This window comes from Halostagnicola larsenii XH-48, from assembly GCF_000517625.1.
Taxonomy (GTDB): Archaea; Halobacteriota; Halobacteria; order Halobacteriales; family Natrialbaceae; genus Halostagnicola; species Halostagnicola larsenii.
Map to the genome: position 1 here is coordinate 364132 of NZ_CP007055.1, position 24776 is coordinate 388907.

Below are 24776 nucleotides of genomic sequence, written 5' to 3' on the forward strand. Positions count from 1 at the left end.
CTGCCGGCGAGGAGGGCATTCGAATCAGTAGAACAACTATTTCGAGTTCGCTCGAGTACCGACAGTTGGCGCAAGTTCGGCCCGGCTGATTTCAGCGCGTGTCGAACTCGACGGCCGTCTTGATCACCGAGTCGTTCCGTTCGAAGGCGCGCTCGAACTCCTCGAGACCGTAAACTCCGGTCACGAGGTCGTCGGTGACCCACTCGGGAATCGACGAGAGCGTATCGACTGCGGCCTCGAAGTGGCCGCGGTGGGAGTTGACGGTGCCCACGAGCGCCTTGTTGTGGAGGACGAGCTCCCGGTGGAGTCGGCCGCCGTCGATTTCGAACGACCAGTCGTCGGGAACGCCGACCAGCGCGCCGACGCCGTTGGGTGCGAGCGCCTCGACGGTTTCGAAGGGGTGTTTCGCGTAGCCCGTCGCCTCGTAAACGAGGTCCATCGACTCGTACGCCTCGGGGATTTCGGAGACCGGCGTCTCTCGAGAGTCGATGTAGGTGGCCCCGAGGTCGTCGATCAGGTCGATCGAGGGATCGGGTCGATCGCGCTTGCCGAGACAGTACGTGCGCTCGAGTTCGAGCACTTCCTCGAACATCGCGAGGGTCACGAGCCCGAGCGAGCCGTTTCCGAGAACGATGGCGGATTCTGGCTCCCAGTGGACCGTCGAGCGGGCCGCCTGGGCGTGCTCGAGGGCCTTTTCGGTGATGCTGATCGGCTCGACCAGAAAGCCGAGCTCCGCGAGTTCGGCCGGGACCGGGACGAGCGTCTCGGCAGGGCTGGTGAAGTACTCCGCCATGAATCCGTGTGCGCCGACGATGCCGCGCTCGAGGTAGGCTCCCTCGGGTGCCATGTCCGGCTCGCCGCGTTCGAAGTACTCGTTGGTCCCGTTTGGCGGTCTGCGAACCGTCGGTGCGACGATGTCGCCCGCCTCGAGATCGGTTCCGTTCGGGTCCTCGACGACGCCGACCGCCTCGTGGCCGAGAACGAGCCGATCGCTTCCGTCGGGGAGTTCGCCGTGTGCGCCGCGGATCACCTCGTGGTCGGTGCCGTCGACGCCCACGCGAAGCGTCCGCACGAGCGCGTGACCGGCCGCTGGCTCGGGAACCGGCTTCTCCACCACGACGGGGTCGCCGGCACCGGGTTCGACTGCGATCGCTTTCATTGATGGTACACAGACGACGATCAGCAATAAATTTACCTGATACTGAGTAAATACTGCTTCCGGCCAACGCTCTCGATCGCTACCATTCCGGGGCGCGACTCCACAGTCCAAGCGTTCAATGCCCCCGACCGGGTAGCTATCGTATGACCTACACCGTCTCGCGCGAGGTCCGAACGCTCGTCACCCTTCACGAAGGGACCGACACGACCGCCCGCGACGAAGCCGCGACCGAACTCGCCGAGACGCTCGAGTCACTAACTGAAACGGAGGATATCCACATTGCAGACGGGCTCGAAACGGCGGTTTATGAGCATCCAGCAGCGCCGTTCGATCCGTACACGGTCGCCGTTTCGTTCCGCGCGGTCGTCGACGTCGATGCGGACTCGGCCGCGGACGCGAACGCGCGCGGCGCAGCGATCATCGAGAACGTCCTCGAGCGCTCGAGTCTCGAGTCCATCTCGTACCCGTCCCCGGCGACAGCGGAGGGGTCCTGAGAAGTCGAGATTCGAGCGGCGGTACCGCTAGATGGCGAGGAGAAACAGAGGCGTTCCGGGAGCGCTAGACAGCTCAATTCCACAGTTTCGTCGCGTCGACAACAGTGAGTCCGTCGTCGTCTTCGACTTCGCAAATGCGAAGGACGAGATGCGCTTTGCAGTAGTACTCGACGGTTTCGATACCCGTGTCGTTGTTCCGAATTACGAGCTGACACGCATCGTCTTTCGAGCAATTTGCGGAACGCTCGCACATACCTGATGGGAGAGGATAATCCACTCGTCAATAAGTTGTTGTCGGTGGTCTACCCCCCCAACTTTATGAGGGGTCTGATACTGCGCTGGGGTGCGGCCAGAGGAGACGCTACTTCGTCGAGAGTCGGGTTCGGTATCGGCCGAACTTATGGTCACTGCAGGTAATATCCCCGTATGGAACTCGAGTTGCGATTCTTCGCGACGTTTCGAGAGGCTGTCGGGCAAAAGGAGGTGCGACGGACAGTCGCCGACGGGTTGTCAGTCGGCGACGCGCTCAGCGAACTCGAGGCCGAATACGACGGACTCGAGGGAAAACTCCTCGAAGACGGCTCGATTCGGCCACAGCTCAGCGTGTTGAAAAACGGCCGCGACGTCGCTCACATGGCGGGGACGGATACGATCCTCGAGGACGGGGATCGCCTGTCCGTGTTTCCACCCGTCGCTGGCGGGTGATCGCTCTTCGTTCTCGCCCGTATCGCGGGCCTCTCGGCGCGCAGTTTCGCCGTCGAACGTGGCTTTATTCGGGTCCTGGCCGAAGACTGGGTATGACTCGGCGTATCGAGCGATCGTTTCGCGGAATCTCCGAACGGCTCGCGGCTCGCTACCTGACCAATCTCGGTGGCGAACGGGTCGACGACAGGACGATCGAGGGTGACCGGTGGTCGGCGTCGCTCGCCTCGGAGACGGTCGAGGTCGGTCCATCGTTGACGCTCACCGAGGTGACGGTCGTCTTCGAGGGCGAGGAGGGACACCTCGAGACGCTCGTCGAAGAGTTCGCACAGAAAGCGATGCGGGCGGGCGGCTAATGGCTGGACCGATCGAGGGTCAGATGCTGGTCCTCGCCGCCGCGAAAGCCAGCGTTTCCCCCACCCGGCTTCCGATTCTCGTCGCGCGCGCACAGCAGGAACTCGAGGCTACTCTCGAGCGGTATCGACGGGAGTACGAGGTAGTTTTCGAAGACGATACTCGCTGTGCGTTTCTGGTCGAGCGTGGATTCTGGGACGAAATCGGCGACCGATTCGACTGGAACCATCGCGAGGCCGCAGCAGTCGAACGCGCCCACGAAGAACAACTCCAGCGAATCGGTCGGCGCGAGGACCGGGTCGAAGAGTTCGAGGCGGCACTCGAGATACGCGATCCGCTGATCGTGGCGACCACGGCTGTGGAATCTGGCGCGGAATCCAACGGATCCGGCGATTGAACTCGCGTCGATGCCGGATCGATTGCTGTCTTCGCTGAAAACGTAATTTTGACTCCACTTTTTTCGCTTCGATAGCAATCTCGCCCGTGAGTACTGTTTGAATAATCCGTGGGGTATTTATTGTTCGATCGTGAAGGCGAACGCAGTGAATACGGAGGATGAGTATCTATCGCTAGTCAACGCCCCAATTCTGGATACCGGCTCGATGAGATCGATCGTCGGATCATCTACGCGCTCATGGCAGACGCGCGCAACACCTCCGCTCCCATGATCGCCGAGGAGGTAAGCGTCTCTCCGGCGACGATTCGCAACCGAATCGACCAACTCGAGGACAACGGGATCATCCGCGGCTATCACACGTCGGTCGATTTCGAGCACGCAGACGGCGGCTTGAGCACGCTCTTTCAGTGTAACGTCCCCGTCGAAAACCGCGAAGCGATCGCCCAGCAGGTGAGTGCGATTCCGGGCGTGATAAACGTTCGAAAGCTGATGACCGGTCGGCGAAACCTCCACGTGATGGCCGTCGGAGCCGACACGCAGTCGCTCGAGCGGATCGGCCGCGCGCTGTCGGAACTCGGCGCGGAAATCGAGGACGAAGACCTCATACAGGACGAAATTTCTCGTCCGTACACGCCCTACGGACCCGACGAAACGGCGACCGGTCCGACGCCGATGGACGTGATCAGCCTGACCGGCGATGCGAACGTCGTCGAAGTCACCGTCAGTTCGGACTCCGAAATAAGCGGCTACACGCTCGAGGAGGCGGGAAGTCGAGACGTTCTCCCCGACGACCTCCTCGTCGTCGCCATCGAACGGGACGGGACCGTCCTCACGCCCCGCGGTGAAACGACGATCCGTGCGGACGACGTCGTCACCGTGCTCTCACGCGAGGGCATCGACGACCGAACGCTGGACAGCTTTCGAGAATCCACCGCCGAGTCCGATCTGGAATCGGACCGAATCGATCCGTAATGACGCTCAAAGACGTTCTCACGGGGTTGTTGACCGACGATGGCCCGCACTACGAGTGTCGAAATTGCGGGATGACCCTCGAGGAATCACACGACGTTTGTCCGAACTGTGACTCGAGCGAAATTGCAACTTACGAGTTCGATTCGAATTCGTAAGCGGAGTGGCCCGACCAGTAAGTAGTGAGTTGACTCGAACCAGTGAGTAGGTCGGTTCGGCTCTGTGAGTGTAGAACGTGTTTTCGTCGACAACGGACTCAAACGGCCTCCAGTCGTGGACCCTGTACGGCCAGTGGCGCGAAATCAGTCGTCGCCCATTGCCGCCGCCCCGCCAGCGGAACTCACGCCAGTTCCGGGTCCGATATCGATCTCGAGTTCCTCGAGTTTCTCGTCCGGCACGACGCCGTCGACCCAGCCGCGGTGGTCGTAGTACTCGACTTTCATCTCCTCGAGTTCGCAGTACTCGCCCTCGCTTGCGCCCTGGCCGGCGATTCCCGCCTCTCCCTCGAGGAATCGCGCCGGCAGGGAGTCGTCCGCGCCGTCGAAGCCGGCGAGGTTGTTGTAGTAGCGCTCTAGGTTGTAGATCCGCTCGCCGGCCTCGAGCAGGTCGTCTTCGGTCACGTCCAGCCCGGTCATGCCGTTGTACTGGAGGACGTACTCCTCGATCCCTTCGGCGAAGGCGTTGAACTTGCAGATGTCGAAGCTGTCCGAGATGGCGTGGAGATCCTGGAACGCTGCGGTGAGTTCGCCTTTCCCCTCGTACTCGTAGGGATCGACTTTCTCTGGAACTCCGAGAATCTCTGCCGCGGGCGTGTACGCCCGGAGGTGACACGCCCCCCGGTTCGAGGTCGCGTAGGCGATGCCCATCCCCTTCATACAGCGCGGGTCGTAGGCCGGAATCGTCTGGCCTTTGACCGCCAGGGAGTTGTCCTCGGCGTCCTTGCGCTCTGCGACGCGCCGTGGGCCTTCGGCCAGCAGATCCGCGAGGTCGTCCTCGCGGCGGGCGATGCGCTCGATCATGTCGACCATCGTTTCGGTATCGCCCCAGTCGAGGCCCTCCTCGAGTTTCCCCTCCTCGCTCATCTCCATGGCCATCGCCATCATGTTCCCGACTTCGATGGTGTCGATCCCCATGTCGTTACAGCGGTCGATCATGAGTGCGACTGCGTCGCGGTCGGTGTGTCCCGAGTTCGGCCCGAGCGCGTAGGCGGACTCGTACTCGTAGGACTCCATCCGGACGTTCATCTCCTCGCCTTTGTGCATCGTCTGGACCTCGACTTCCTTCTTGCAGGCGACCGGACAGGAGTGACAGGTCGGCTCGTCGACGAGGATGTTTTCTCGGACGTTCTCCCCGGAGACGCGCTCGGCGTCGATATCGACGCCTTCCGACTCCGTCATGCTCTCGGTGGAGGTGTAGACCCCGTTTTTCGTCGGGAGGCCGTCCATCTCTTCGGTGATGTTCATCAGGACGTTCGTGCCGTAAAGCGAAAGGCCGCCCTCGTTCGGCGCGGTCACGTCGGACTCGGTGATCGCGGCCATCGCCTGCTGGTGGCCCTCCTTGAACGTCTCCTGATCGGCGGGCTGGGGCATTTTCGTCGTCGATTTGATGACGACTGCTTTGAGATTCTTCGAGCCCATGACGCAGCCAGTTCCCCCTCGCCCGGACGCGCGGTCGTCCTCGTTGAGGATGCCCGCGTACTTGACGCCGTTTTCGCCGCCCGGACCGATCGCCATCAGCGAGAGATTCTTCCCGTACGAGCCCGCTACTTCCTCCTCTATCGTGTCTCGAGTCTCGTGAACGCCTTTTCCCCAGAGGTGAGAGGCGTCCCGGAGTTCGACTTCGCCATCCTCGATGTAGGCGTAGACGGGGTCGTCGGCCTGCCCTTCGAACAACAGTCCGTCGAAGCCGGACCACTTGAGTCGAGCACCGGACCAGCCGCCCTGGTGGCTGTCGGTGACGGTCCCCGTTAGCGGCGATTTCGTACAGACCGCGATCCGCCCGCTCATGGTTACCTGCGTCCCCGAGAGCGGCCCGTTCATGAACGCGAGCAGGTTCTCCGGCCCCATCGGATCGACATCGGGCCCCTGTTCGAAGACGTACTTCACCCCCAGCCCGCGGGCACCGATGTACTTCTTCGCGTCCTCATCGTCGATCGACTCGTAGTCGATCGACTCCTCCCCGAGGTCGATTCGTGCGACCGTGTCCTGAAAGCCGCCGATATCTGTCATGGTAAATACTCACTATTATCTTCGTCGTCCGTGGTGTTAGTCCTTCCCAACGTCGTGAAACCACATGTGGTTACGTCAAATCTGCCAGAGCAGACGACACGAATCCGAAACGTCCCGTCTTTCCTCCGCTCGAGACGGGTCACCGAGACGGCAAATCCTGCGCGTTCGTAACCGATTGTATGTACTACAGCGGAGCGAACACCCCGATCACAACAGCAACGCGACGATCGCGAGGACGATGAAAATCAACACGAAGATGCGCGCGATCTCCATCGAGATCCCGGCGACACCGCGAGCGCCGACGGCGGCCGCGACGATCGCGAGGACGAAAAAGAGGATCGCCCAGTACAGGAAGCCACCGCCACCGATCTGCAGGGGAGTCGCGAGCTCGAGCATAGTCAGCCCTTTCACGACGGTGCATATAAACGACGACGACCGTCCGGAACCGTTCCGGTCGCTAAGTGCTACCTACAGGATCGTAGGCCGGGCCTCAGCTGCCAGCGGCTCTCGGCACTACTCGTCGCCGAAGAACGCTCGACAGAGTTTGGCCTCGGCGTTTCGGAGGTGTTCGTGAAACGTCGGCCGGGAAACGCCAAGCGACTCGGCGAGTTTCTCCCCCGTGGCGGGCCGGGGCCACTCGAAGTACCCGCCGAGGTACGCCCGCTGAATCGCGGCGAACTGGCGGTCGGTAAGTTCCTCCTCGAGTCGGGCGGCGAACTCCTGTCGCGTTTCGCTGTCGGGTTCTCGGTGGTGGAACGAGCGGACGTCCGTGCCATCGTAGCGCCCCTCGATTTCATCGATAATCGACCGAACGTCCGCGGATCGGGGAATCTCGAGCGTCAGTCGAGCCCGCCCATCTCCGGCGATGATCGACTGCGTCCGAACGCCTCGGTCGGAGAGCCACGCGACGACGTTCTCCTCGGTCACGAGTTCTATCAGACAGGTGTTGTCCCGATCGACCAGCACGGAGAGGTCGACGGTCTCGAGATCCGCCGCCGATTCGGTCAGCGTCCCCGCCAGATCCGCGGACTCACCCGCCGACGTCTCCATCGCGGTGAACAACGAGGCGGTTTCCGCGCCCGTTCGGTGGACGGACCGTCGATACTCGAGTCGGCAGTCCGCCGCCTGCGAGACGGCGACCGGGACGGCAGCGGGGTCGGTGATCTCGAGTTCGACGGCGACCACGGCGTCGGTCGCGAGCATTCGGCTGGTTTCGCGGGCGTTGACGCCGCTGGCGGCGGCGCGAGCGAGCGCGGAGAGGATGACGACCTCCCGTTCGCTGAGGTCGCGTTCGGTGCTCGCCCGGACGGTCAGGGCGCCGTATTCGATGTCGTTGTAAAACAGCGGGAACGCGGCGCGCGTCGCTCCGTCGATCGTCTCGATCGCGACAGACTTCGTCTCGAGGGTCTCGATGGCCGGGTGATCGCCTGTCGCGGGATCGGCGGGCGACTGGCCCGCCGCGGTCCGAACGTCGATCTCGCGGCTCGCGGGATTGTGCTCTCCGATCCAGGCTCCGTCGTAGGCCGATTCCTCGACGATTCGCTCGCAGACCGCAGCCTCCAGTTCGGTGCGCGTTTCCGATCCGGCGACGGCGTCGGTCACGTCCTGGATCAGTCCCTCCACGCGCTCGAGCGTGTACTCGAGCTCCTCGGTCCGGCGCTCGGCCTCGAGTTCGGCTTCTTTGCGTGCGGTGATGTCGTTCTGGAACCCGACGTAGTTGGTGAGTTCTCCCCGGTCGTCGTAGACGGGTGCGATCGTGACCTCGTTCCAGAACTCGGAGCCGTCCTTGCGGTAGTTCTTGAGTTCGACGGTCACCGGCCGTTCGTCGTCGATCGCGGCTCGCATTTCTCCCACGGCGTCTGGATCCGAATCCGGTCCCTGCAGAATTCTGCAGTTCTCTCCGACGATATCCTCGAACCCGTAGCCGGTGAGTTCCCGATAGGTGTCGTTGATGTAGACCAACGGATTGTCCTCGAGCGACGGATCGGAAATCGTCACGCCGACCGGCGCTTCGTTGACCGCGCGAGCTTTGACGGCCCTGTCGCTTGCGGGGCTGTCGGTTCCTGCCGGTCGACTGAAGACGATCGTCGCACCGTCGACAGCCCGATGGACGCGCGCGTCGTAGTCCATGTGCTCGAGTTCGACCGTTCGGGCCGTCCCGACCGTCGTCTCGTCGATCTCTTCGCCGAGCGTGCCCCAGGTGTCCCCGAACTCTGCGTCCCCACGCTCGCCGTTCGCATCGTCCGAAAGGCCGAATTCGTCGCGAGCGGCTTCGTTCGCATAAACGATCGCCCCGTCTCTGACCAGCACCACCGGATCGACGACGTGCTCGAGCGCCGCCGGCGCGTTCGATGCCGGATCGGCGTCCCCCTCGGTCAATTCGGTGTCGATCGTATCCATACCCTACGGACGTAGGGAAATCCTATGAAGGTGTTGTGGCCCCGCGAACGGACTCGGAACGAGCACCCCGAATGTTATTACCAACCGCGACCTATGGTAACACATGTCTGCCCAACAGCGACGATTCCCATTCGACCGGCTTCGACAGAAGTTCGACGAGACCGAACGGCGGTGCCGTCAGTGCGGATTCGTCGACGACGACGGCGGATGGCGCGTCCGGACCAGCGGTGATCGAGTCACCTACCAACACGTTTGTCCATCCTGTGATGCCATTGAAACGCGGGAACTTCGGCTGTAACGCCGGTCTGTGACGCCGCCGTCTCGTCCTAGCCCTGCGTCTCCCCTGGCCCCTGCCTCTTTCCCGTCGAACGCGATCGATCTCACTTCTCGTGGCGTAACCGAAGTTGAGGCGTTCCGTTCCAGCTAGCGATACCGGCTGCGCGGCAACGAAGGCGCTTTAGGCGTCCGACCGCTTGTCTCGACAATGAGTACTCCCACGCCCGAGGTCTACGAGCAGGGCAAGGGCATGGACGCCCACAATCAGGTGATGCGGGAGATCCGCTCCGAGAAGGAAGCGAGTTACGACCCGCACGAACCGACCCGCGTCTGGCTCGACGAGGACAACACGCCCGACGGCGTCAAAACGAGCCTGACGATCATCCTGAACACCGGCGGCTGTCGCTGGGCCCGCGCCGGCGGCTGTACGATGTGTGGCTACGTCGCCGAGAGCGTCGACGGCGGGAGCGTCCCCCACGACGCCCTGATGGACCAGATCGACGTCTGTCTCGAGCACGAAACTGCGAACGCCGACGAACCCGCCGACCTCATCAAGATCTACACCTCCGGGTCGTTCCTCGACGAGCGCGAGGTCGGGGCCGAAACCCGCAGCGCCATCGCCGAGACCTTCGGCGACCGCGACCGCATCGTCCTCGAGTCCCTGCCGGATTTCGTCGACCGCGAGAAACTCACGGACTTCACCGACGAAGGGCTCCAGACCGACATCGCGATCGGCCTCGAGACCGCCACGGATCGGGTTCGCCACGACTGCGTGAACAAGTACTTCGACTTCGCGGATTTCGAGGACGCCTGCGCCACCGCGGCCGACGTCGAGAACGCGGGAATCAAGGCCTACCTGCTGATGAAACCGCCGTTCCTCGCAGAACCCGAGGCCGTCGAGGACATGATCTCCTCGATCGAACGCTGCGCCGACGTGCCGGGCTGTCACACCATCTCGATGAACCCGTGTAACGTCCAGCGCTACACGATGGTCGACCAACTCCACTTCAGGGACGGCTACCGACCGCCGTGGCTCTGGTCGGTCGCACACGTCCTCGAGGAAACCGCCGATGTCGACGCCATCGTCGTCTCGGACCCCGTCGGGCACGGCTCCGACCGCGGCGCACACAACTGCAAAGAGTGCGACGATCTGGTCCAGAAGGCAATCAAAGATTTCGACCTCCGGCAGGACCCCTCCGTCTTCGAGCAGGTTAGCTGCGAGTGCGAAGCGACCTGGGACGCCGTGATGGACCTCGAGAGAGGGTACAATCAGCCGCTGACGCGGTAACGGCTCGACGGCTGCACACCTAGGCGCGCACTTCTTTCGAATCTCGATCCCAGTGGCGGTGCGCTGCGATCGCGTCGACGAACGCCTCGGCGGCCGCCTCGAGGTCGTCCCCGTCGGACTCCATCACGACCCCCTGTTCGGAGACGACGCCCTCCTTGGCGTTCGCCACGTCGATTCCCGGCAACTCGACGGCCTCGAGCAGTTCGGTTCCCCCGCCGACGGCGGCGATCGGTTTCTTGTGCTTGAACAGCTCCGCGACGAAGTGTTTTGCAGTCCCTTGCTCGACGAGCGCGTCGACGCTTCCTTCGCCGCCGGGGACGTAGACCGCGTCGTACAGCACCGACTCGGTCGTCCCGTGGCTCTCGTCGGCGTCGACCGTATCGCCGTTTGCCGCCTCGACGTCGCCGAGGAGTTTCGAGACGATCTCGACGCGCGCGCCCTCGTCCTCGAGCGTCGATCGGATCGCCTCGAGGTGGTCGGCGTCGTACCCGTCGTCGACGAGCACGGCTACCTTCCGCGTTTCGATCGTATCGGGCGTCCGGTTCACCATGCTTAGCGAGGGGTCTTCGTCGTCGTGGTCAGGCATCTCGTCGCCGGGTTCTTCGGGCGGTTCGACGCCGATCCCTTCCGCGACCCGCGTGGCGAACTCGTGGTCGACGTTGTTGAAGAGGTCGTAGACGGTCCGCTTGCGGATCTCCATGCGATCGACCTTCCCGAGTTCGAAGTGGGCGGCTTCGACGATGTTCTGTTTTTCCGTTTCGGTCATGCTGTTCCAGAACAGCCGCGCCTGCGAGAAGTGCTCCTCGAAGCTCTCGGATCGGTTGCGGATCTTTTGCCCGTCGATTTTCTCGGCGAAGTGTTCGTAGCCCCCCTCTTCCTCGGGAACTTCCTCGGGATAGTCGTCGCCGATCGAGTTCGGTTTGTACGACGCCTTGCCCTGGTTGATCTCCTGGCGCATGAACCCGGCCCGTTGGTTGTTGTGCCGTTCGGCGACCGGCCGGTTGATCGGAATCTCGTCCCAGTTGGCGCCGTTGAAGCGGTTGAGTTGGGTGTCCTGGTAGGAGAAGAGCCGACCCTGCAAGAGCGGGTCGTTCGTGAAGTCGATCCCCGGAACGACGTTGCCGGGGTGGAACGCGACCTGTTCGACCTCGGCGAAGAAGTTGTCCGGTCGCTCGTTCAAGACCATCTTCCCGATCGGCCTGACCGGGACCTCGGTTTCGGGGATGATCTTCGTCGGATCGAGCAGGTCGAAATCGAACCGGTCGGCCTCGTCCTCCTCGACGATCTGGACGCCGAATTCCCACTCGAGTTCGTAGCCCTCGTCGATGACCTCGTAGAGCCCCTCGCGGTTGAAGTCGGGGTTCTTGCCCGCGATTTTCTGGGTTTCGTCCCAGACGAGCTGGTTCGTGCCGAGTTTCGGTTCCCAGTGGAACTTGACGAAGACCGACTCGCCGTCGTCGTTGACGAACCGGAACGTGTGGACGCCAAAGCCCTGCATCATCCGGAAGGATCGGGGGAGCGCCCGCCCGGAAAGCAGCCACATGAGCATGTGCGTGATTTCGGGCTTCAGCGAGGCGAAGTCCCAGAAGGTGTCGTGGGCGGAGGCGGCCTGCGGAATCGCGTCGTCGGGCTCGGGCTTGATCGCGTGGACCAGGTCGGGGAACTCCATCGCGTCCTGAATGAAAAAGACCGGCATGTTGTTCCCGACCAGATCCCAGTTGCCCTCCTCGGTGTAGAACTTGGTCGCGAAGCCGCGTACGTCCCGTACCGTGTCCGCGGAGCCTCGAGAGCCGACGACCGTCGAGAACCGGGTGAACACCGGCGTCTTCTGGTCGGAATCTTGCAGGAACGACGCTTTCGTCAGCTCGGAGATGTCGTCGTACTCGCCCAGATCGGGATCCTCGTAGGGCTGATAGTACCCGTGAGCGCCCGTGCCGCGGGCGTGGACGACCCGCTCGGGGATCGACTCGTGGTCGAACTGGGTCATTTTCTCCCGGAAGTGAAAGTCCTCCATGATCGTCGGCCCGCGCTCGCCCGCCTTGAGCGAGTTGTCGGTGTCCGTGATCTTGACGCCGTGATCGGAGGTCAGCTGTTCGCCCTCCTGGTTCTCCCGGACCTCCTCGAGCTGGTCCTGCTTGCTCTCCCCGTCGATTTCGCCGCCAGCGTCGTCGCTCGTTCCGGTCTGTCCCGACCCCGTCTCGTCGTCGGAACCGCCGTCGGTCATCTCCGTTGGGCTCGACTCGTCGGCCGGTTCTTCCCGGCCCGATTCGGTCTCGGTCGCGTTCGATGGCTCCGCCTCGGTATCGTCGTTCGAATCGTGTTCTGACATGATAGTGCTCCCTCGAGATGCGGTCACGGGTTCGCGGTCCGTCGACTGTCGACGGCGGTCTCTCCGTGCCCGTGTTATCTAGCGGGCCATAACCAGCGGTATAAACGCTCGGCACTCCCTTGCAAGCCACGGCCGAGCGGTCGGCGAATCGGCTTCACCGCTGGCGGTCAGTTACCGTCCGGTCGCCGAAAAAAGAGCGGTCGTCTCGGAGCCAATCAGGCGCTCTCGAGTCCCCGAAGCACGCCCTGGCCGTCGGTGCCGCCGACGTCGGGAAGCGTGACGCGTTCGGGGTGGGGCATCAACACCGCCACGGAGTCCCGCTCGCCGAGCACGCCCGCGACGTTGTGTTTCGATCCGTTGGGGTTGGCGTCCTCGGTCAGCTCGCCGGTTTCGTCGCAGTACCGAAAGAGGACGCGATCCTCGGCCTCGAGTTCCTCGAGTCGCTCGTCGTCGACCTCGTAACGGCCCTCGCCGTGGGCGATCGGGATCTCGAGTACGTCACCCTCGTCGTAGGCCGCGGTCCAGGGGGTGTCGTCGCGCTCGACGCGGAGATAGACGTGTTCGCACTGAAAGCGCGCGCTCTCGTTGGTCGTGAACGCGCCCTCGGTGAGCCCCGACTCGCAGCCGACCTGCGCGCCGTTACAGACGCCCAGCACGGGAACGCCGTCGGCGGCGGCCTCGCGGATCTCGTCCATGATCGGTGACCGGGCCGCCATTGCGCCGGCCCGGAGGTAGTCGCCGTAGGAGAAGCCGCCGGGGAGGACGATTCCCGAGGTGTCGGCCGGGAGGCCGTCCTCGTGCCAGACGATCTCGGCGTCGATATCGAGGTGAGCGAGTGCGCGTTCGGCGTCTCGGTCGCAGTTCGAGCCGCCGAACCTGATGATTGAAACAGTCATGGTCGATTCACTCCCGTTCGGCCACGTCGATGTCGTAGTCGTGGATCGTCGGGTTCGCGAGCAGCCGTTCGGCCATCTCCTCGACCTCCGCTTCGGCGTCGCCCGCGCTCTCGGCCTCGAGGTCAATCTCGTAGCGGTCGGTCGAACGCAGCGCCTCGAGATCGAAACCGAGCCGCTCGAGCGAGCGTTTTGTGGTCTCGGCCTCGGGATCGAGGACGCCGTGTTTGAGACGAACCGTCACCGTCGCGGTGTAGGCAGTCATTACCTGAATCCCCGTAACCGTGCTCAAAAACCCTTTCGGGTTTGGCCTGTGATACACGTTCGTGGATATTGTCGCTCGCCCTGGGTCACGTGCGATCGGCCGACACTACTTTGACCCCGAAAGACAGGGCTTTTCACGATACGTCGCATGAGACGGTACTGATGTTTCGAGATTCGCTCGAGCGGAGGTGGCAGCGATGACGACCGACGTAACTGAAATCACGGTCGTTGGGGACGACGATACCGGGCTGATCGCCCGAGTGACGAGCCTCCTCTTCGAGCGCGGGATCAATATCGAAGACCTCGATCAGGCGGTCAGAGACGGCGTTTTTCGAATGTACCTCGCCGTCGATACGAGCGAGATGGTCTGTACGAAGGACACGCTTCGAGAGGACTTGGCCGAGCTGGGGACCGATCTCGACCTGGACGTGCAGGTCCGATTCCCCGCCGACCGGGATAACCAGCAGATCGCCGTCCTCGTGACCAAAGAGAGCCACTGCCTTGAGGCGCTGTTCGAGGCGTGGGCCAACGACGAACTGGGGGCCGACATCGGCGTCGTCATCGGGAACCACGACGACCTCGAGCCGCTGGCCGATCACTACGACGTGCCGTTTCACGACATCGGCACCGAATCCGGCCAGCAGGACGAGGAGCGACTCCTCGAGTTGCTCGCGGAGTACGACGCCGACCTGATCGTCCTCGCGCGGTACATGCGGATCCTCAGCCCGAACGTCGTCTTCCGGTACGAGGATCGCATCATCAACGTCCACCCCTCTCTGCTCCCGGCGTTCCCCGGCGCGGAGGCCTACCGGCAGGCCGTCGAGGAGGGCGTCCGCGTCGCGGGCGTCACCGCCCACTACGTCACGACCGACCTCGATCAGGGGCCGGTGATCACCCAGCGCGCCTTCGACGTGCCCGACGACGCCGATCTGGACGAGATGAAACGCCGCGGCCAGCCGCTCGAGGCAGACGCTTTGCTCGAGGCCGTGCGCCTGCACCTGAACGGGGACGTCTCGGTCCACCGCGGTCGGACGACGGTCAGAGAAGACGGCGACGACTACCAGCTCGGACTGCCCGAGGAAGTCGACGACTTCGTGCCGGACCGTCCGATCGACGGGATCGGAAGCGTCGTCGCCGACGAGTAACGGTTCGCAGAACTGGTCATTTTGTTTCTATGGATGAGAGGGGAGCTCCGTTGCTGGTAAGTACAGGGATTTATTGCATCAATAGCTGAACTACCGGTCACTTATTCGGGCCCGATAATCTCAACTTTAATTCCTTCTGGATCTTCACAGTAGAGGGCATAGTAGCCGCCAGCATATGGGTGCTGGTCTTCATACAGAACTCGAGAGTCTGCCCGTTTACGGATGTCCGTAGTCAATTCATCGACTTGTTCACGAGATTCGGCGTGAAACGCGAGGTGATTCAGGCCAGACGCCAATCGGTCAAACGGATGGTCGGAGTTGTCTGCCTCTGTGACCACAATGTAGGTCGGACCGTTACTCCACTCGTTTTTTCGTTCGTAGCCGAGTTTGTCCAGAAACCATCCCCAAAAGTCGATCGACGTCGCTAAATCAGCGGTGCAGAGTTCGACGTGGTGTAGATTGCCAGCGTGGTCAGGGTCTGCGTGATCGTAACCCATAGATACCAAACTACGCGAAACCATCAAAAAATCATCTACTGGAGGCGATCAATTTGCATCTGTGGAGTACAACTTTTCTATTGTGGCAGATATTTGGAAACACTTCAAATATACCTGCTATATCGGATCGATACCAGTAGAACAACACCTTCGTCGCTCCGAAACGTCCGTTTCACTTCCCTAGACCACTATCCGCCCCGACGATCCGTTCGAGAATTTCGGGTGTTCAGGATTGCCACTCCTCGAGACAGTCGTCATCACAGAAATTGCTGTAGGCCGCTTCGTCATCCTCGAGGTTCGTCACGACTCTCCTGTTCGGACTCGCCTCGATCGGGTCGCCGCAGTTGTCACACCGTGGTCCGTCGTCGTCCGGTGAATCAGTCATTAGCGATACGTGGGCCGAAACGCACTTGAACGAACCTGTTGGGTCAGTATTGGCCACCCGAGAGAGAATCGACAAGTGAGCGTCTATTAGAGCTGTTCCGCCGTTTATCGCGTTCTGTCTCGAGCGAAGGTTCGAGACTCGAGTCTCGACGTGTGCCTCGAGCGGCGTTCGCGGGCTCGAGGCCGTCGCGACGCGATAGCCGGACGACGGTCCCGCTTATTAGCTCGGAAACCGTAGCTTGGTACGTTATGGCACATCAAGAGGTCCAACAGGAGCTATTCGTCGATCAGTACACGCTTGGGCTGGTCGGCCCCGATCAGGAGTGGGCCGGCACCGTCGCCGACGGTGGAACGATCGAGACCTACACGCCGCCGGGCTGTTGGGGGCCGATGATCACGCCGGACTTTCGGGGCGGCCACGAGGTCACGCGGCCGATCCGGGTCGAGGGCGCGACAGTCGGCGACGCCATCGCGCTGCGGATTCGGGACGTGTCGGTAACCAGCATGGCGACGAGCACCGGGTCGATGGCCGAACGGGAGGGCGCCTTCGGCGACGATCCGTTCGTCGACCACCGCTGTCCCGAGTGCGGCACGAAGTGGCCCGAGAGCGTCGTCGAGGGGACCGGCGAGGACGCGATCAAGTGCGTCGAGTGCGGCGCGAACGCCTCCTCGTTCGGCTTCGAGTACGGCTACACCGTCGCGTTCGACGACGACCACGAGGTCGGCATCACGCTGGACGGCGACGCAGCCCACGAACTCGCGACGGACGCCGCGAACGTGATGGACATCCCCGAGAACTCGAGACAGCACCCGATCTTGCTCTACGAGCCGGACGAGATGCCGGGCACGCTCGGTCGGCTTCGCCCGTTCATCGGCAACGTCGGGACGACGCCGCCCGTGACGCTCCCCGATTCGCACAACGCGGGCGACTTCGGTCAGTTCCTCGTCGGCGCAGAGCACGACTACGGTGTCGAGACCCAGGAGGACCTCGAGGCCCGCACCGACGGCCACATGGACGTGCCGGAGGTACGGGCCGGCGCGACGCTCATCTGCCCGGTCAAGATCGACGGTGGCGGCGTCTACGTCGGCGATCTCCACGCGAATCAAGGCGACGGCGAACTCTCCTTGCACACGACGGACGTCAGCGGAACGGTGCGGATGGACGTCGAGGTGATCGAGGGCCTCGAACTCGACGGCCCGCTCCTCCTCCCGAACGAGGCGGATCTGCCGTTTATCAGCCGGCCGTACAGCGACGAGGAACGAGAATCCGGCCGGGAACTCGCCGCCGATCACAGCGTCGACCTCGAGGAGGATATGGGCCCGATTCAGGTGATCGGCAGCGGCGAGACTGTCAACGACGCGACCCAGAACGCCTTCGATCGGGCGTCCTCGCTCCTCGAGATGAGCGAGGGCGAGGTTCGTTCGCGGTGTACGTTCACCGGCGGCGTCCAGATCGGTCGGCTCCCCGGCGTCGTCCAGCTCGACCTGCTCGCGCCGATGGCCGTGCTCGAGGATCGCGGTATCGCACACCTCGTTCGCGAGCAGTACGACCTCTAGGCCGTCTGCTCGGCCGCAAGGAGCACACCGATCGCAGCCAAACGGACGGTTAGAACGAGACCTGTTCGTCCTCTCGAGTCTCGCCGAGTGCGGGCGGGGTCCTGTCGGAGTAGAACTTCCGCCCGATCGCCCTGCTGTCGACCATGTTGAAGATCGCCTGGCGCGCTTCAGCGGGCGAATTGTAGGTTTCGTTCGACATCGCACCCAGCAGTTCCTCGAGCGATTCCGAGCCGTCCGGAAGCTCGAGCGCGTACTCGCCGTAGGTGTCGACGAGTTCCTCGTTCGTCGCGGGATAGCCGTGATCGGCGAGCTTCCCTTCGAGGTCGCCGAATTCGATACCGAGTTCGCGGGTAGGACTGTATGAGTTGCTCATCGTTTCGACCGGCACCACCTCCCACGGGCAGCGGTAAACAACCGTGGGGTGCGCATGACGGCATCGGGGCGATACCACGCTCTCCTGGGTGGGTTTCGAACGTTATCGGAGAAACTGCGACAGTTCGTCTCGAGACCGTGCGACTAGATCGATCGTCACTTCGGCGAAGAGCGACCGGTAGTCGGATAGGGGAGTACTCCGCTTTAGTCGGTCGATTCGGCGGTTTCGGCGGCCGCGCTCGATTGGGTCGCCGATTGAGTGGACGACTCTGCGGACGGGGGCGTCAACGTGAACGTGAGAAGGAGCATGACTCCGACGAAGAGCGCCAGCGCAACGCTCGCGAGCGCGGTCACTCCAATGGTCAGGTCGAACGGAACGATGCTAGCTGTCACGGCAGCGGAACTCTCGAGGGACATGAACTGGTGTCTAGTGGCCGTTTGGAGTCGCGTAATATGAGCGTTACTTTTTTCGATTTCGCGCCGATACAATGTGGGTTGCTAGCGTCTAGCAGCTTTTGAGCAGTCCCCGTTCGACCCGATCGAGCGAGTCACTGCTCGTCCCGTTTCGCAGCCACGACGGAAACCCGGTCAACCGATCCGCTGACACCGTTCTACTGTTCCATCACCATCGATAACGACCGCGAGTCCCGTTTCGTCAAGAGAGATGGTGATTTCGGCCGTCCCGTTCTCGAGCAGTTCCACTTCGCTCACCCTCGAGAGAGCCGTCGATCCGCGCTGCATCGCGAGCGGGGTGAGATCGTGGTCGTCGTACAGCGCGATGACGGCCGGGACGGAACCGAGCAAACTCGGTATCGGAACCGGATAGGACATCCAGCACGCCTCGCAGGCGACCGTGGCATAGACCGTCTCGAGTTGGAGGTACAGTTCCGGGATCGTCTCCCGCGGAAACGAGATCGTGGCCGGTCCCCAGCAGTACGGACAGACCCCGCGACGAATCGATTCGATATCGGCCGCGTGTCGCCGGAGTGCGAGTTCCACGAGCGTCTCGAGTGACTGGTGGCTGGCGGCGACTGGCGGGACCGGATAGCCGAGCGTAGTCCCATGATCGGGGCAGGCGAGCAACAGCAGGTGCTCGTCGTGGCGGGCGACCATCGGCTGATCACAGTGAGGACAGCGTTCGTCAGTGACGCTCTCGCACACCGCGGTCTCACCGTCGTACGTTCCCGATCGAATCGCGGTAACAACATAGAGCGCGGCGATCGTCGGCCGGTACTGCTCGTTTTCCTTGACAATGAACTCGTCTTGCAACTTCTGGAGATGGTAGTTGAACCGGCTCGTGTCGTCGACGCCGACTCGATCGCAGAGCTTCGAAAACGAGAGCCAACCGGCCGACCACGCCGCTTCGTAGTGATCGGCGAGTTCGAACAGAATCTCGAGTCGCGTTTCGTCACCGAGGGCCGCGTACGCGTCGTCCGGAACGGTCCAATTCGGGTCGGTCATGCGTCTGCGATCGGTCGCGACTCGGATAGCTATTCCGGACATGACATACTATCGACTTAAAATCCGTTCAGAGAATACATATCTGCGAACGGTTCGACATGTCCGCTATGGTCGAAACGACAAGCCAGACCGACGCGCTCGAGTCCCCCGTCGAGCGAACGTCTCGAGGCCGTGCGTTGGCAATCGTCGCGCTTCTCGGCATCGCTGCGGTTATTTCGAACATCGCCACCAGCTTCCTCGCCGTGCAGGTACAGCCCAGCGAGGAGTGGATAACGTTCGCGCTCAGTCTGCTCGCGATTGAGGGTTCGTTTCTCGTCGTCGGCGTGGGATACATGTGGTATCGGCCAGCCGTCGACATCCCGATTCGGCCCCCGAACCGGTACGACTGGGGTATCGCTATCGCGGGCGTCGCTGCCGGGCTCGTTGCCGTGACGCTCTCGTTTGCCAGTACTGATGCATTGATACCCGCCGTCGAGGTGCTGCCAGGATTCACGGAGTACGCGGGGTACGACTCCTCGTCGGCGACCGTACTGGTCCTCGGTGCGGTGCTGTCGCTGCTCGTCGTCGGTCCCGTCGAGGAGTTCCTGTTTCGCGGCGTGATTCAGGGGCGTCTGCGAGCGGCGTTCGGACCGGCCGCGGCCATCGGACTGGCCGGATTCGTGTTCTCGTTTTTCCACCTGTATCCGATCCTCCTGCTCGGACCGTCGGCCGCGGTCATCGTTCACGTAACCATCTACTACACTGTGATGGGCGCGATCTTCGGCGTGACCTACGAACGAACGAACACGCTCGTAGTCCCCGCGTTCGTTCACGGCGCGTTCAACGCGGTTTTGTTCCTCGGCTCGATGGCCTTTGTATAGGACGTTACACCGCCTTTGACACTCCCAAACGGCGAATCCACTGTGTTTTTGCGCCGCGCCCTCTTTCCGCCCGATAGAACCAGTCCCGGCTATCAGCGGTGACCTTACGACCGAAAAACGCTCCTGTTGCTATTTCTGGATCCGGGTCCTATCCGTCTGGTCAAGAAGTGAGTCCGTTCGCCGTCGTCTCGTCGAAATCAGCCGTTACAGCCGACTGACCGCGCCGATCGCACTCGAGAGCGGCGGTGCGTCGAAGAGATTTAGCCCGGTGTAGGCGTTGGTACCGGCACAGTAGAGGTCTCGGGCCGTCTCGATCATGTCTTCATCGAGCGGTTCCGGATCCCGCTCGCACAGCGACTTCCAGTCAGCGATATCGCGGCGCTCGGCTTCGGCTTTCGCGTGTTTGACCGACTCGACCCACTCGGGCTGGGTCCGTTTGTGGTACTGTCGGAGGACTTCCTTCGATAACTGGGTGCCCTCGTGGCTGAACCGGTTTTCGTCGAACGTGCCGACCACGTCGGCGACCCGAATCTCGCCGTCGAAGGTGAGACACTCGATCTTGCCGTCCTGGTGGACCAGATCGGCCCCGGTCGCCTGCTCGGTGATGATCTCGTTGACCTCGCGTGCGATCGACTCGAGGTCAGTGATCGAAGCCTCACCGGCGATGTAATCCGCTTCTTCGCGGTCGAGGTACCGGTCGCCTTCCTCGTACTTCGTCGAAAACTCGACGATCGGATTCTCGAGGTCGACCGGCTCGTCGGGCCAGCTCGAGAACTCGAGGCCGTGGTCTGCCGGTTCGGTCCGCCGGCGGAGACTCGAGCCGACCGGGACCGTGTTCCGGAAGACGATCTCGAGGGGGATCAGGTAGTTCGAGCCCGCCTCGGCGTGGTACGACTCGTAGTCGTACTCTCTCCCCTCGTTCGGGAGGTCAGGTACTTGCGTCAGATCGATCTCCATCTCCCAGGGCGGACGCGAGGCGTCCGCGAGCGGGATCACCTCGCCGTCCTCGCTGACGCCGCGATAGTGGGTCGGAACGCCCGCCCGCTCGAGCAGTTCGAAGTTGAACGCGCCCATCGTACAGAGCGTCGCCCCCTTCTGTGGGATCTGGTCGGGCATTTTGCCCCAGTCGAACACCGAGTAATCGTCGGTGAAGACGAACGCGCCGCGGCCGAGCGAGTCGGCCGTCGCCGGTTCCTCGATGCGAAACTCCTTGACGCTCGTCATTCGTGGCACCTCGCCGAGTAGCCCCCGCGGTTCATACTCGAGTTGCCGTGTCCCCATCGTAAGAAGTTTTCAGTATTCCTCGCGGTCCCGCTCCGTCGGGCACGCTCGTGACGGCCCCACTAGCAAACTGTTCGGTTCGGTCGTTTACATCCCCGTCAGACCCGCCGCTCGGAGATAGCGGCGACTCCAATCACGTTCCACCACGTTTTTGGCGCTGTAACGGGTTCGTTGCCACGATGGAGCGACCGGTGACCGAGGCGGACCTCGAATTCGAGCACGTTCCCGAGACCGATCAGTCGTTCGAGAACGCCCTCGAGAAAGCACGGGATGGGCAACGACTCACCGTCGACGACGGTATCGAACTGTTGACCACGGGAACGAACACCGAGGGGATCGACCGGCGACGGAAAGAACTGGTCCTCGAGGCTGCAGACCGCCGGCGCGCAGAGGTCGTCGGCGAGGAGGTCACGTTCATCGCGAACCTGAACAACAACGTGACGACGGCCTGTAACGTCGGCTGTCTGTTCTGTAACTTCAAGGACGCCGCCCACACCTTCGAATCGGACGCGGAGATGGAGAGCCAGGGCTTTACCAAAACCCCGGCCGAGTCTCGAGAGATCGTCAGCAACGCGGTCGATCGGGGTATCTACGAGGTCACGTCTGTTTCCGGGCTACACCCCGCGTTCGCACTCGACGACGAACACCTAGAAATCCTCGAGGCGACCGAAAACCGCAAGGCGGTCAACTTCAAGCCGCCCGAGCGGTACGACACCGACCCCGGAACCTACACCGAACAGATGGCGGCGATGAGCGTCGACGGTGTCCACGTCCACTCGATGACGCCCGAGGAGGCCTACCACGCCCGGCGCGGCACCGACTGGTCCTACCGGGAGGTCTACAGCCGACTTCGAGACGCCGGCCTCGATACCGTCCCCGGAACCGCGGCCGAAATCCTCGTCGAGGAGGTCCGGGAGGTGATCTGCCCCGGCAAGATCAGCACCGACGGCTGGCTCGAGGCGATGGAGGCGGCCGCCGACGCCGGTCACGGCCTCACCTCGACGATCATGTACGGCCACGTCGAGAACGAGGCCCACCGGGTCATGCACCTAAAACGCATCCGCGACCTCCAAGAGCGCGTCGACGGCGCGATCGCCGAGTTCGTCCCGCTATCCTTTATCCACCAGAACACGCCGCTTTACGAACACGACGTCGTCTCCGGCGGCGCGAGCACCGACGAGGACGAACTGCTGATCGCCGTCTCGAGGCTCTTCCTCGACAACATCGACCACATCCAGTCCTCGTGGGTGAAATACGGCGACCAGCAGGGACTGAAGATGCTCTCCTGTGGCGCGGACGATTTCATGGGAACGATCCTCTCCGAGGAGATCACCAAACGCGCCGGCGGCGAGTACGGCGAGTTCCGCTCGGTCGAGGACTACGTCGACCTCATCACCTCGATCGGACGCGTCCCCGTCGAGCGCTCGACGGACTACGAAAAGCGCCGCGTCGTCGACCCCGACGACCCGCCGTTCGGTCCGCAACTGGGGCCGAAAGCTGACGGCACGCCGCTGCTCGCTCGAGGCGACGATACCGTTCCCGCCGACGACTGATACGTTTCCCGCGTGACGCTCGATCGATGCGATACTCCTCTCTCCTGAGAATCGGATTCCGACACCCGTTTGCCGTCTTCGCGGTCTCCGCTCACCCTGAGTAGCTAAACTCGAGCACGTCGCCCTCTTCGATGCCCCGTTCTGTGGTCCACTCGTAGTTGACCTCGAGGACGAACTGGCCGTAGCCCGGATACCCCTGTTCGGAGCCGTCCTCGTTCGGGCCGGGCTTTGGCGCGTGGTGAATCCCCGTGATGACGCCCTCGCTGTCGGCGTAGATGATGTCGATGCCGAAGGACATGTCGGGCATGATGAATCGAAGGTCCTGCTCGGAGCTGTTGATGAAGATCATGCCCCGATCCTCGGGCAACTCCTCGGTGTCGCTGAGGCCGATCGTTTGCAGTTCGGACGTGTCGGCGACCGCAGCCGTCACCTCCCCGAGTTCCTCGCCGTCGAGGGTCATCACGCTGACCTCGGTCTCGTCGTAATCGGCGTGGACCTCCGAGAAGTCGCCATCGCTCGAGTTCTCGTCCTCGTCGCTCTCGTTTTGCTCGTCTCCGCCGTCGCCCGCGCCCGAATCGTCGTCGCCACCAGACTCGTCGGTACTCGCGCTCGAGTCGTCGTCCGCCGGATCGCTTTCGTCGTCGGATTCGGTACAGCCGGCGAGACTGGCCCCGACGCCGACTGCGAGGCCTGTCAGGAGAGTTCGTCGATTCGACGTCGGTGATCGAGGAGGGGTCATCTACTGAGTTTCTGACCACGGAGACACTGATAAATATTTGTCAACGCTCACGCGTACGTGTACATTTCCCTCGAGCGCGCCGCTCCTATCGGAGCCGTTCGACACCTCGACGGTCAGTTTTCGCCAGTCTGGTGGTCGACACTCTCGGTATCGTCGACCCTCGCCGCTATGTCGAACTTGACCCCGGTTAGCTCCTCGGAGACGGTCCAGAGTTTCCGTGCGGTCTCGCGGTCGTAAGACTGCTCGGCCGAGCGCTGGCGTTCGGGCGCGCCGCGCATGTTCATGAATCCGCCCGGGCCGTAGTACTCCCCGCCCTGCACGTCGCTCGCCGTCGCCGCGTACAGCGTCGACAGCGCGCCCTTGGCCGCCGACTGGGCGAGCACGGCGTTCGAAACATCCATCAGGAGCTTTCGCGCCCGCGAGCCGCTCATCTCGGGTGCGCGAGCCTGAAGCGAGGTGTCGGCGTAGCCCGGGTGGACCCCCACGCTCAGCGCGTTCGAGGGAGTCGACTCGAGTCGCCGATCGAGTTCGTAGGCAAAGAGCAGGTTCGCCAGCTTCGACTGGGCGTAGGCGTCGTACCGGTTGTACTCCGCTTCGCCCTGGAGGTCGTCGAAGTCGATCTCGCCGCGCTCGTGGAGGCCGCTCGAGACGGTCACGATGCGGGCGTCGGTCGCGAGGCGATCGAACAGGACGGCGGTGAGCGCGAAGTGTCCGAGGTGGTTGACGCCGAACTGCATCTCGTACCCTTGTGCCGTCTCTCGCCGCGGAATCGCCATCACGCCCGCGTTGTTCACCAGCACGTCGATTTCGCCACTCGACGAATCGCCGTCGCGGTCGACCGCCTCGTCGAATCGCTCGGGGAACGCTCGAACCGACTCGAGGTCCGCGAGATCCAGTTCCGCGACGACGAGTTCGCCGTCGGCGTCGGGATCGATGTCGTCCAGGATCTCCGCGGCGGCCGACTCGCCGCGGTCGACGCTCCGACAGGCCATGACGACCGTCGCGCCGCGGTCGGCGAGCACTCGAGTCGCTTCGAAGCCGATGCCGCTGTTCGCGCCGGTGACGACGACGGTTCGCCCCGACTGGTCCGGAACGTCGGCCGCGGTCCAGCTCATACCCCTGCTACGGACTACAGCCGTTTGATAGCTCGGGTGGCGGCGGCCGCCGCCGACTC

At 62.9% G+C, this 24776-nt stretch carries 28 protein-coding genes; 12 read left to right on the forward strand and 16 right to left on the reverse strand.

Annotation, left to right across the window (positions count from 1 at the left end):
- Positions 1-91: 91 nt before the first annotated feature.
- Entirely contained in the window at positions 92-1159 is a 1068-nt protein-coding gene (locus tag HALLA_RS01790; protein WP_049951778.1) for a glucose 1-dehydrogenase, read from the reverse strand.
- A gap of 143 nt (positions 1160-1302) precedes the next feature.
- Between HALLA_RS01790 and HALLA_RS01795 the strand changes: the two genes are divergently transcribed.
- Positions 1303-1653, forward strand: a complete 351-nt coding sequence (locus HALLA_RS01795) for a hypothetical protein (protein ID WP_049951779.1) — start codon at positions 1303-1305, stop codon at positions 1651-1653.
- A gap of 73 nt (positions 1654-1726) precedes the next feature.
- Here HALLA_RS01795 and HALLA_RS01800 read toward each other — a convergent pair whose 3' ends face one another.
- Positions 1727-1906, reverse strand: a complete 180-nt coding sequence (locus HALLA_RS01800; RefSeq protein ID WP_049951780.1) for a hypothetical protein — start codon at positions 1904-1906, stop codon at positions 1727-1729.
- Between the two features lie 173 nt (positions 1907-2079).
- On the opposite strand from HALLA_RS01800, the gene HALLA_RS01805 reads away from it, so the two are divergent.
- The 5 genes from HALLA_RS01805 (at position 2080) to HALLA_RS20895 (ending at position 4233) form a co-directional block, all read left to right on the forward strand.
- Entirely contained in the window at positions 2080-2358 is a 279-nt protein-coding gene (locus tag HALLA_RS01805; RefSeq protein WP_049951781.1) for a ubiquitin-like small modifier protein 1, read from the forward strand.
- A 92-nt stretch (positions 2359-2450) separates the two neighbouring features.
- A complete protein-coding gene (locus HALLA_RS01810; protein ID WP_049951782.1) occupies positions 2451-2711 on the forward strand; it encodes a hypothetical protein in 261 nt (86 codons plus the stop codon).
- Positions 2711-3106 carry a hypothetical protein gene (locus HALLA_RS01815; RefSeq protein ID WP_049951783.1) on the forward strand — a complete coding sequence of 132 codons (396 nt, stop codon included), beginning with the start codon at positions 2711-2713 and terminating at the stop codon, positions 3104-3106. The genes HALLA_RS01810 and HALLA_RS01815 overlap by 1 nt, the downstream gene beginning before the upstream one ends.
- Positions 3107-3274: 168 nt before the next feature.
- Positions 3275-4078 carry a TrkA C-terminal domain-containing protein gene (locus HALLA_RS01820; protein WP_049951784.1) on the forward strand — a complete coding sequence of 268 codons (804 nt, stop codon included), beginning with the start codon at positions 3275-3277 and terminating at the stop codon, positions 4076-4078.
- Entirely contained in the window at positions 4078-4233 is a 156-nt protein-coding gene (locus HALLA_RS20895) for a hypothetical protein (RefSeq protein ID WP_169732101.1), read from the forward strand. Before HALLA_RS01820 ends, HALLA_RS20895 begins: the two co-directional genes overlap by 1 nt.
- Before the next feature lie 144 nt (positions 4234-4377).
- Here HALLA_RS20895 and HALLA_RS01825 read toward each other — a convergent pair whose 3' ends face one another.
- From HALLA_RS01825 to HALLA_RS01835, 3 genes are all read right to left on the reverse strand, one after another.
- The gene (locus HALLA_RS01825; protein ID WP_049951785.1) at positions 4378-6303 is read right to left on the reverse strand and encodes an aldehyde ferredoxin oxidoreductase family protein; all 1926 of its coding nucleotides are present in this window, start codon (positions 6301-6303) and stop codon (positions 4378-4380) included.
- A 207-nt stretch (positions 6304-6510) separates the two neighbouring features.
- Positions 6511-6699 (reverse strand): DUF1328 family protein, encoded by a 189-nt coding sequence (locus HALLA_RS01830; RefSeq protein WP_049951786.1) that lies wholly within the window; start codon positions 6697-6699, stop codon positions 6511-6513.
- A gap of 117 nt (positions 6700-6816) precedes the next feature.
- Complete coding sequence (locus tag HALLA_RS01835) at positions 6817-8703, reverse strand: bacterio-opsin activator domain-containing protein (RefSeq protein WP_049951787.1); 1887 nt, start codon at positions 8701-8703, stop codon at positions 6817-6819.
- 103 nt (positions 8704-8806) lie between these two features.
- Here HALLA_RS01835 and HALLA_RS21290 point away from each other — a divergent pair, with 103 nt between their 5' ends.
- Both HALLA_RS21290 and HALLA_RS01845 read left to right on the forward strand, forming a co-directional pair.
- Positions 8807-9001 (forward strand): HVO_0649 family zinc finger protein, encoded by a 195-nt coding sequence (locus HALLA_RS21290; RefSeq protein ID WP_049951788.1) that lies wholly within the window; start codon positions 8807-8809, stop codon positions 8999-9001.
- A 186-nt stretch (positions 9002-9187) separates the two neighbouring features.
- Entirely contained in the window at positions 9188-10267 is a 1080-nt protein-coding gene (locus HALLA_RS01845) for an archaeosine biosynthesis radical SAM protein RaSEA (protein ID WP_049951789.1), read from the forward strand.
- Between the two features lie 19 nt (positions 10268-10286).
- On the opposite strand, the gene HALLA_RS01850 is transcribed toward HALLA_RS01845, so the two are convergent.
- The 3 genes from HALLA_RS01850 to purS all read right to left on the reverse strand — a co-directional run bounded on the left by HALLA_RS01850 (position 10287) and on the right by purS (position 13754).
- Complete coding sequence (locus HALLA_RS01850) at positions 10287-12596, reverse strand: catalase (RefSeq protein ID WP_049951790.1); 2310 nt, start codon at positions 12594-12596, stop codon at positions 10287-10289.
- A gap of 215 nt (positions 12597-12811) precedes the next feature.
- Complete coding sequence (gene purQ, locus HALLA_RS01855) at positions 12812-13492, reverse strand: phosphoribosylformylglycinamidine synthase I (protein ID WP_049951791.1); 681 nt, start codon at positions 13490-13492, stop codon at positions 12812-12814.
- Between the two features lie 7 nt (positions 13493-13499).
- The gene (gene purS / locus HALLA_RS01860; RefSeq protein WP_049951792.1) at positions 13500-13754 is read right to left on the reverse strand and encodes a phosphoribosylformylglycinamidine synthase subunit PurS; all 255 of its coding nucleotides are present in this window, start codon (positions 13752-13754) and stop codon (positions 13500-13502) included.
- 196 nt (positions 13755-13950) lie between these two features.
- On the opposite strand from purS, the gene HALLA_RS01865 reads away from it, so the two are divergent.
- Positions 13951-14898 (forward strand): formyltetrahydrofolate deformylase, encoded by a 948-nt coding sequence (locus HALLA_RS01865; protein WP_049951793.1) that lies wholly within the window; start codon positions 13951-13953, stop codon positions 14896-14898.
- Between the two features lie 101 nt (positions 14899-14999).
- Here the strand turns inward: HALLA_RS01865 and HALLA_RS01870 are convergent, their stop codons facing one another.
- On the reverse strand, positions 15000-15395 hold the full coding sequence (locus tag HALLA_RS01870) for a VOC family protein (RefSeq protein WP_049951794.1): 396 nt from the start codon (positions 15393-15395) through the stop codon (positions 15000-15002).
- Positions 15396-15621: 226 nt separating this feature from the next.
- Positions 15622-15780 carry a DUF7576 family protein gene (locus HALLA_RS20900; protein WP_169732102.1) on the reverse strand — a complete coding sequence of 53 codons (159 nt, stop codon included), beginning with the start codon at positions 15778-15780 and terminating at the stop codon, positions 15622-15624.
- 248 nt (positions 15781-16028) lie between these two features.
- Here HALLA_RS20900 and HALLA_RS01875 point away from each other — a divergent pair, with 248 nt between their 5' ends.
- Positions 16029-17336, forward strand: a complete 1308-nt coding sequence (locus HALLA_RS01875; RefSeq protein ID WP_049951795.1) for an acetamidase/formamidase family protein — start codon at positions 16029-16031, stop codon at positions 17334-17336.
- Positions 17337-17385: 49 nt separating this feature from the next.
- Here HALLA_RS01875 and HALLA_RS01880 read toward each other — a convergent pair whose 3' ends face one another.
- The 3 genes from HALLA_RS01880 to HALLA_RS01890 form a co-directional block, all read right to left on the reverse strand.
- The gene (locus HALLA_RS01880; protein ID WP_049953969.1) at positions 17386-17709 is read right to left on the reverse strand and encodes a DUF5789 family protein; all 324 of its coding nucleotides are present in this window, start codon (positions 17707-17709) and stop codon (positions 17386-17388) included.
- Positions 17710-17912: 203 nt separating this feature from the next.
- Positions 17913-18125, reverse strand: a complete 213-nt coding sequence (locus HALLA_RS01885; RefSeq protein WP_049951796.1) for a hypothetical protein — start codon at positions 18123-18125, stop codon at positions 17913-17915.
- 171 nt (positions 18126-18296) lie between these two features.
- Entirely contained in the window at positions 18297-19169 is an 873-nt protein-coding gene (locus HALLA_RS01890; protein ID WP_049951797.1) for a winged helix-turn-helix domain-containing protein, read from the reverse strand.
- A gap of 107 nt (positions 19170-19276) precedes the next feature.
- Here HALLA_RS01890 and HALLA_RS01895 point away from each other — a divergent pair, with 107 nt between their 5' ends.
- Entirely contained in the window at positions 19277-20029 is a 753-nt protein-coding gene (locus tag HALLA_RS01895; RefSeq protein WP_049951798.1) for a CPBP family intramembrane glutamic endopeptidase, read from the forward strand.
- Between the two features lie 204 nt (positions 20030-20233).
- Here HALLA_RS01895 and HALLA_RS01900 read toward each other — a convergent pair whose 3' ends face one another.
- Positions 20234-21253 (reverse strand): phosphoribosylaminoimidazolesuccinocarboxamide synthase, encoded by a 1020-nt coding sequence (locus HALLA_RS01900; RefSeq protein ID WP_049951799.1) that lies wholly within the window; start codon positions 21251-21253, stop codon positions 20234-20236.
- 236 nt (positions 21254-21489) lie between these two features.
- Here HALLA_RS01900 and cofH point away from each other — a divergent pair, with 236 nt between their 5' ends.
- Positions 21490-22863, forward strand: coding sequence for a 7,8-didemethyl-8-hydroxy-5-deazariboflavin synthase subunit CofH (gene cofH / locus HALLA_RS01905; protein WP_049951800.1), 1374 nt, complete (start codon positions 21490-21492; stop codon positions 22861-22863).
- A 91-nt stretch (positions 22864-22954) separates the two neighbouring features.
- On the opposite strand, the gene HALLA_RS01910 is transcribed toward cofH, so the two are convergent.
- Together HALLA_RS01910 and HALLA_RS01915 are read right to left on the reverse strand one after the other, a co-directional pair.
- Entirely contained in the window at positions 22955-23602 is a 648-nt protein-coding gene (locus tag HALLA_RS01910; protein WP_049951801.1) for a DUF192 domain-containing protein, read from the reverse strand.
- Positions 23603-23715: 113 nt separating this feature from the next.
- Positions 23716-24717, reverse strand: a complete 1002-nt coding sequence (locus HALLA_RS01915; RefSeq protein WP_049951802.1) for an oxidoreductase — start codon at positions 24715-24717, stop codon at positions 23716-23718.
- Positions 24718-24776 lie beyond the last annotated feature (59 nt).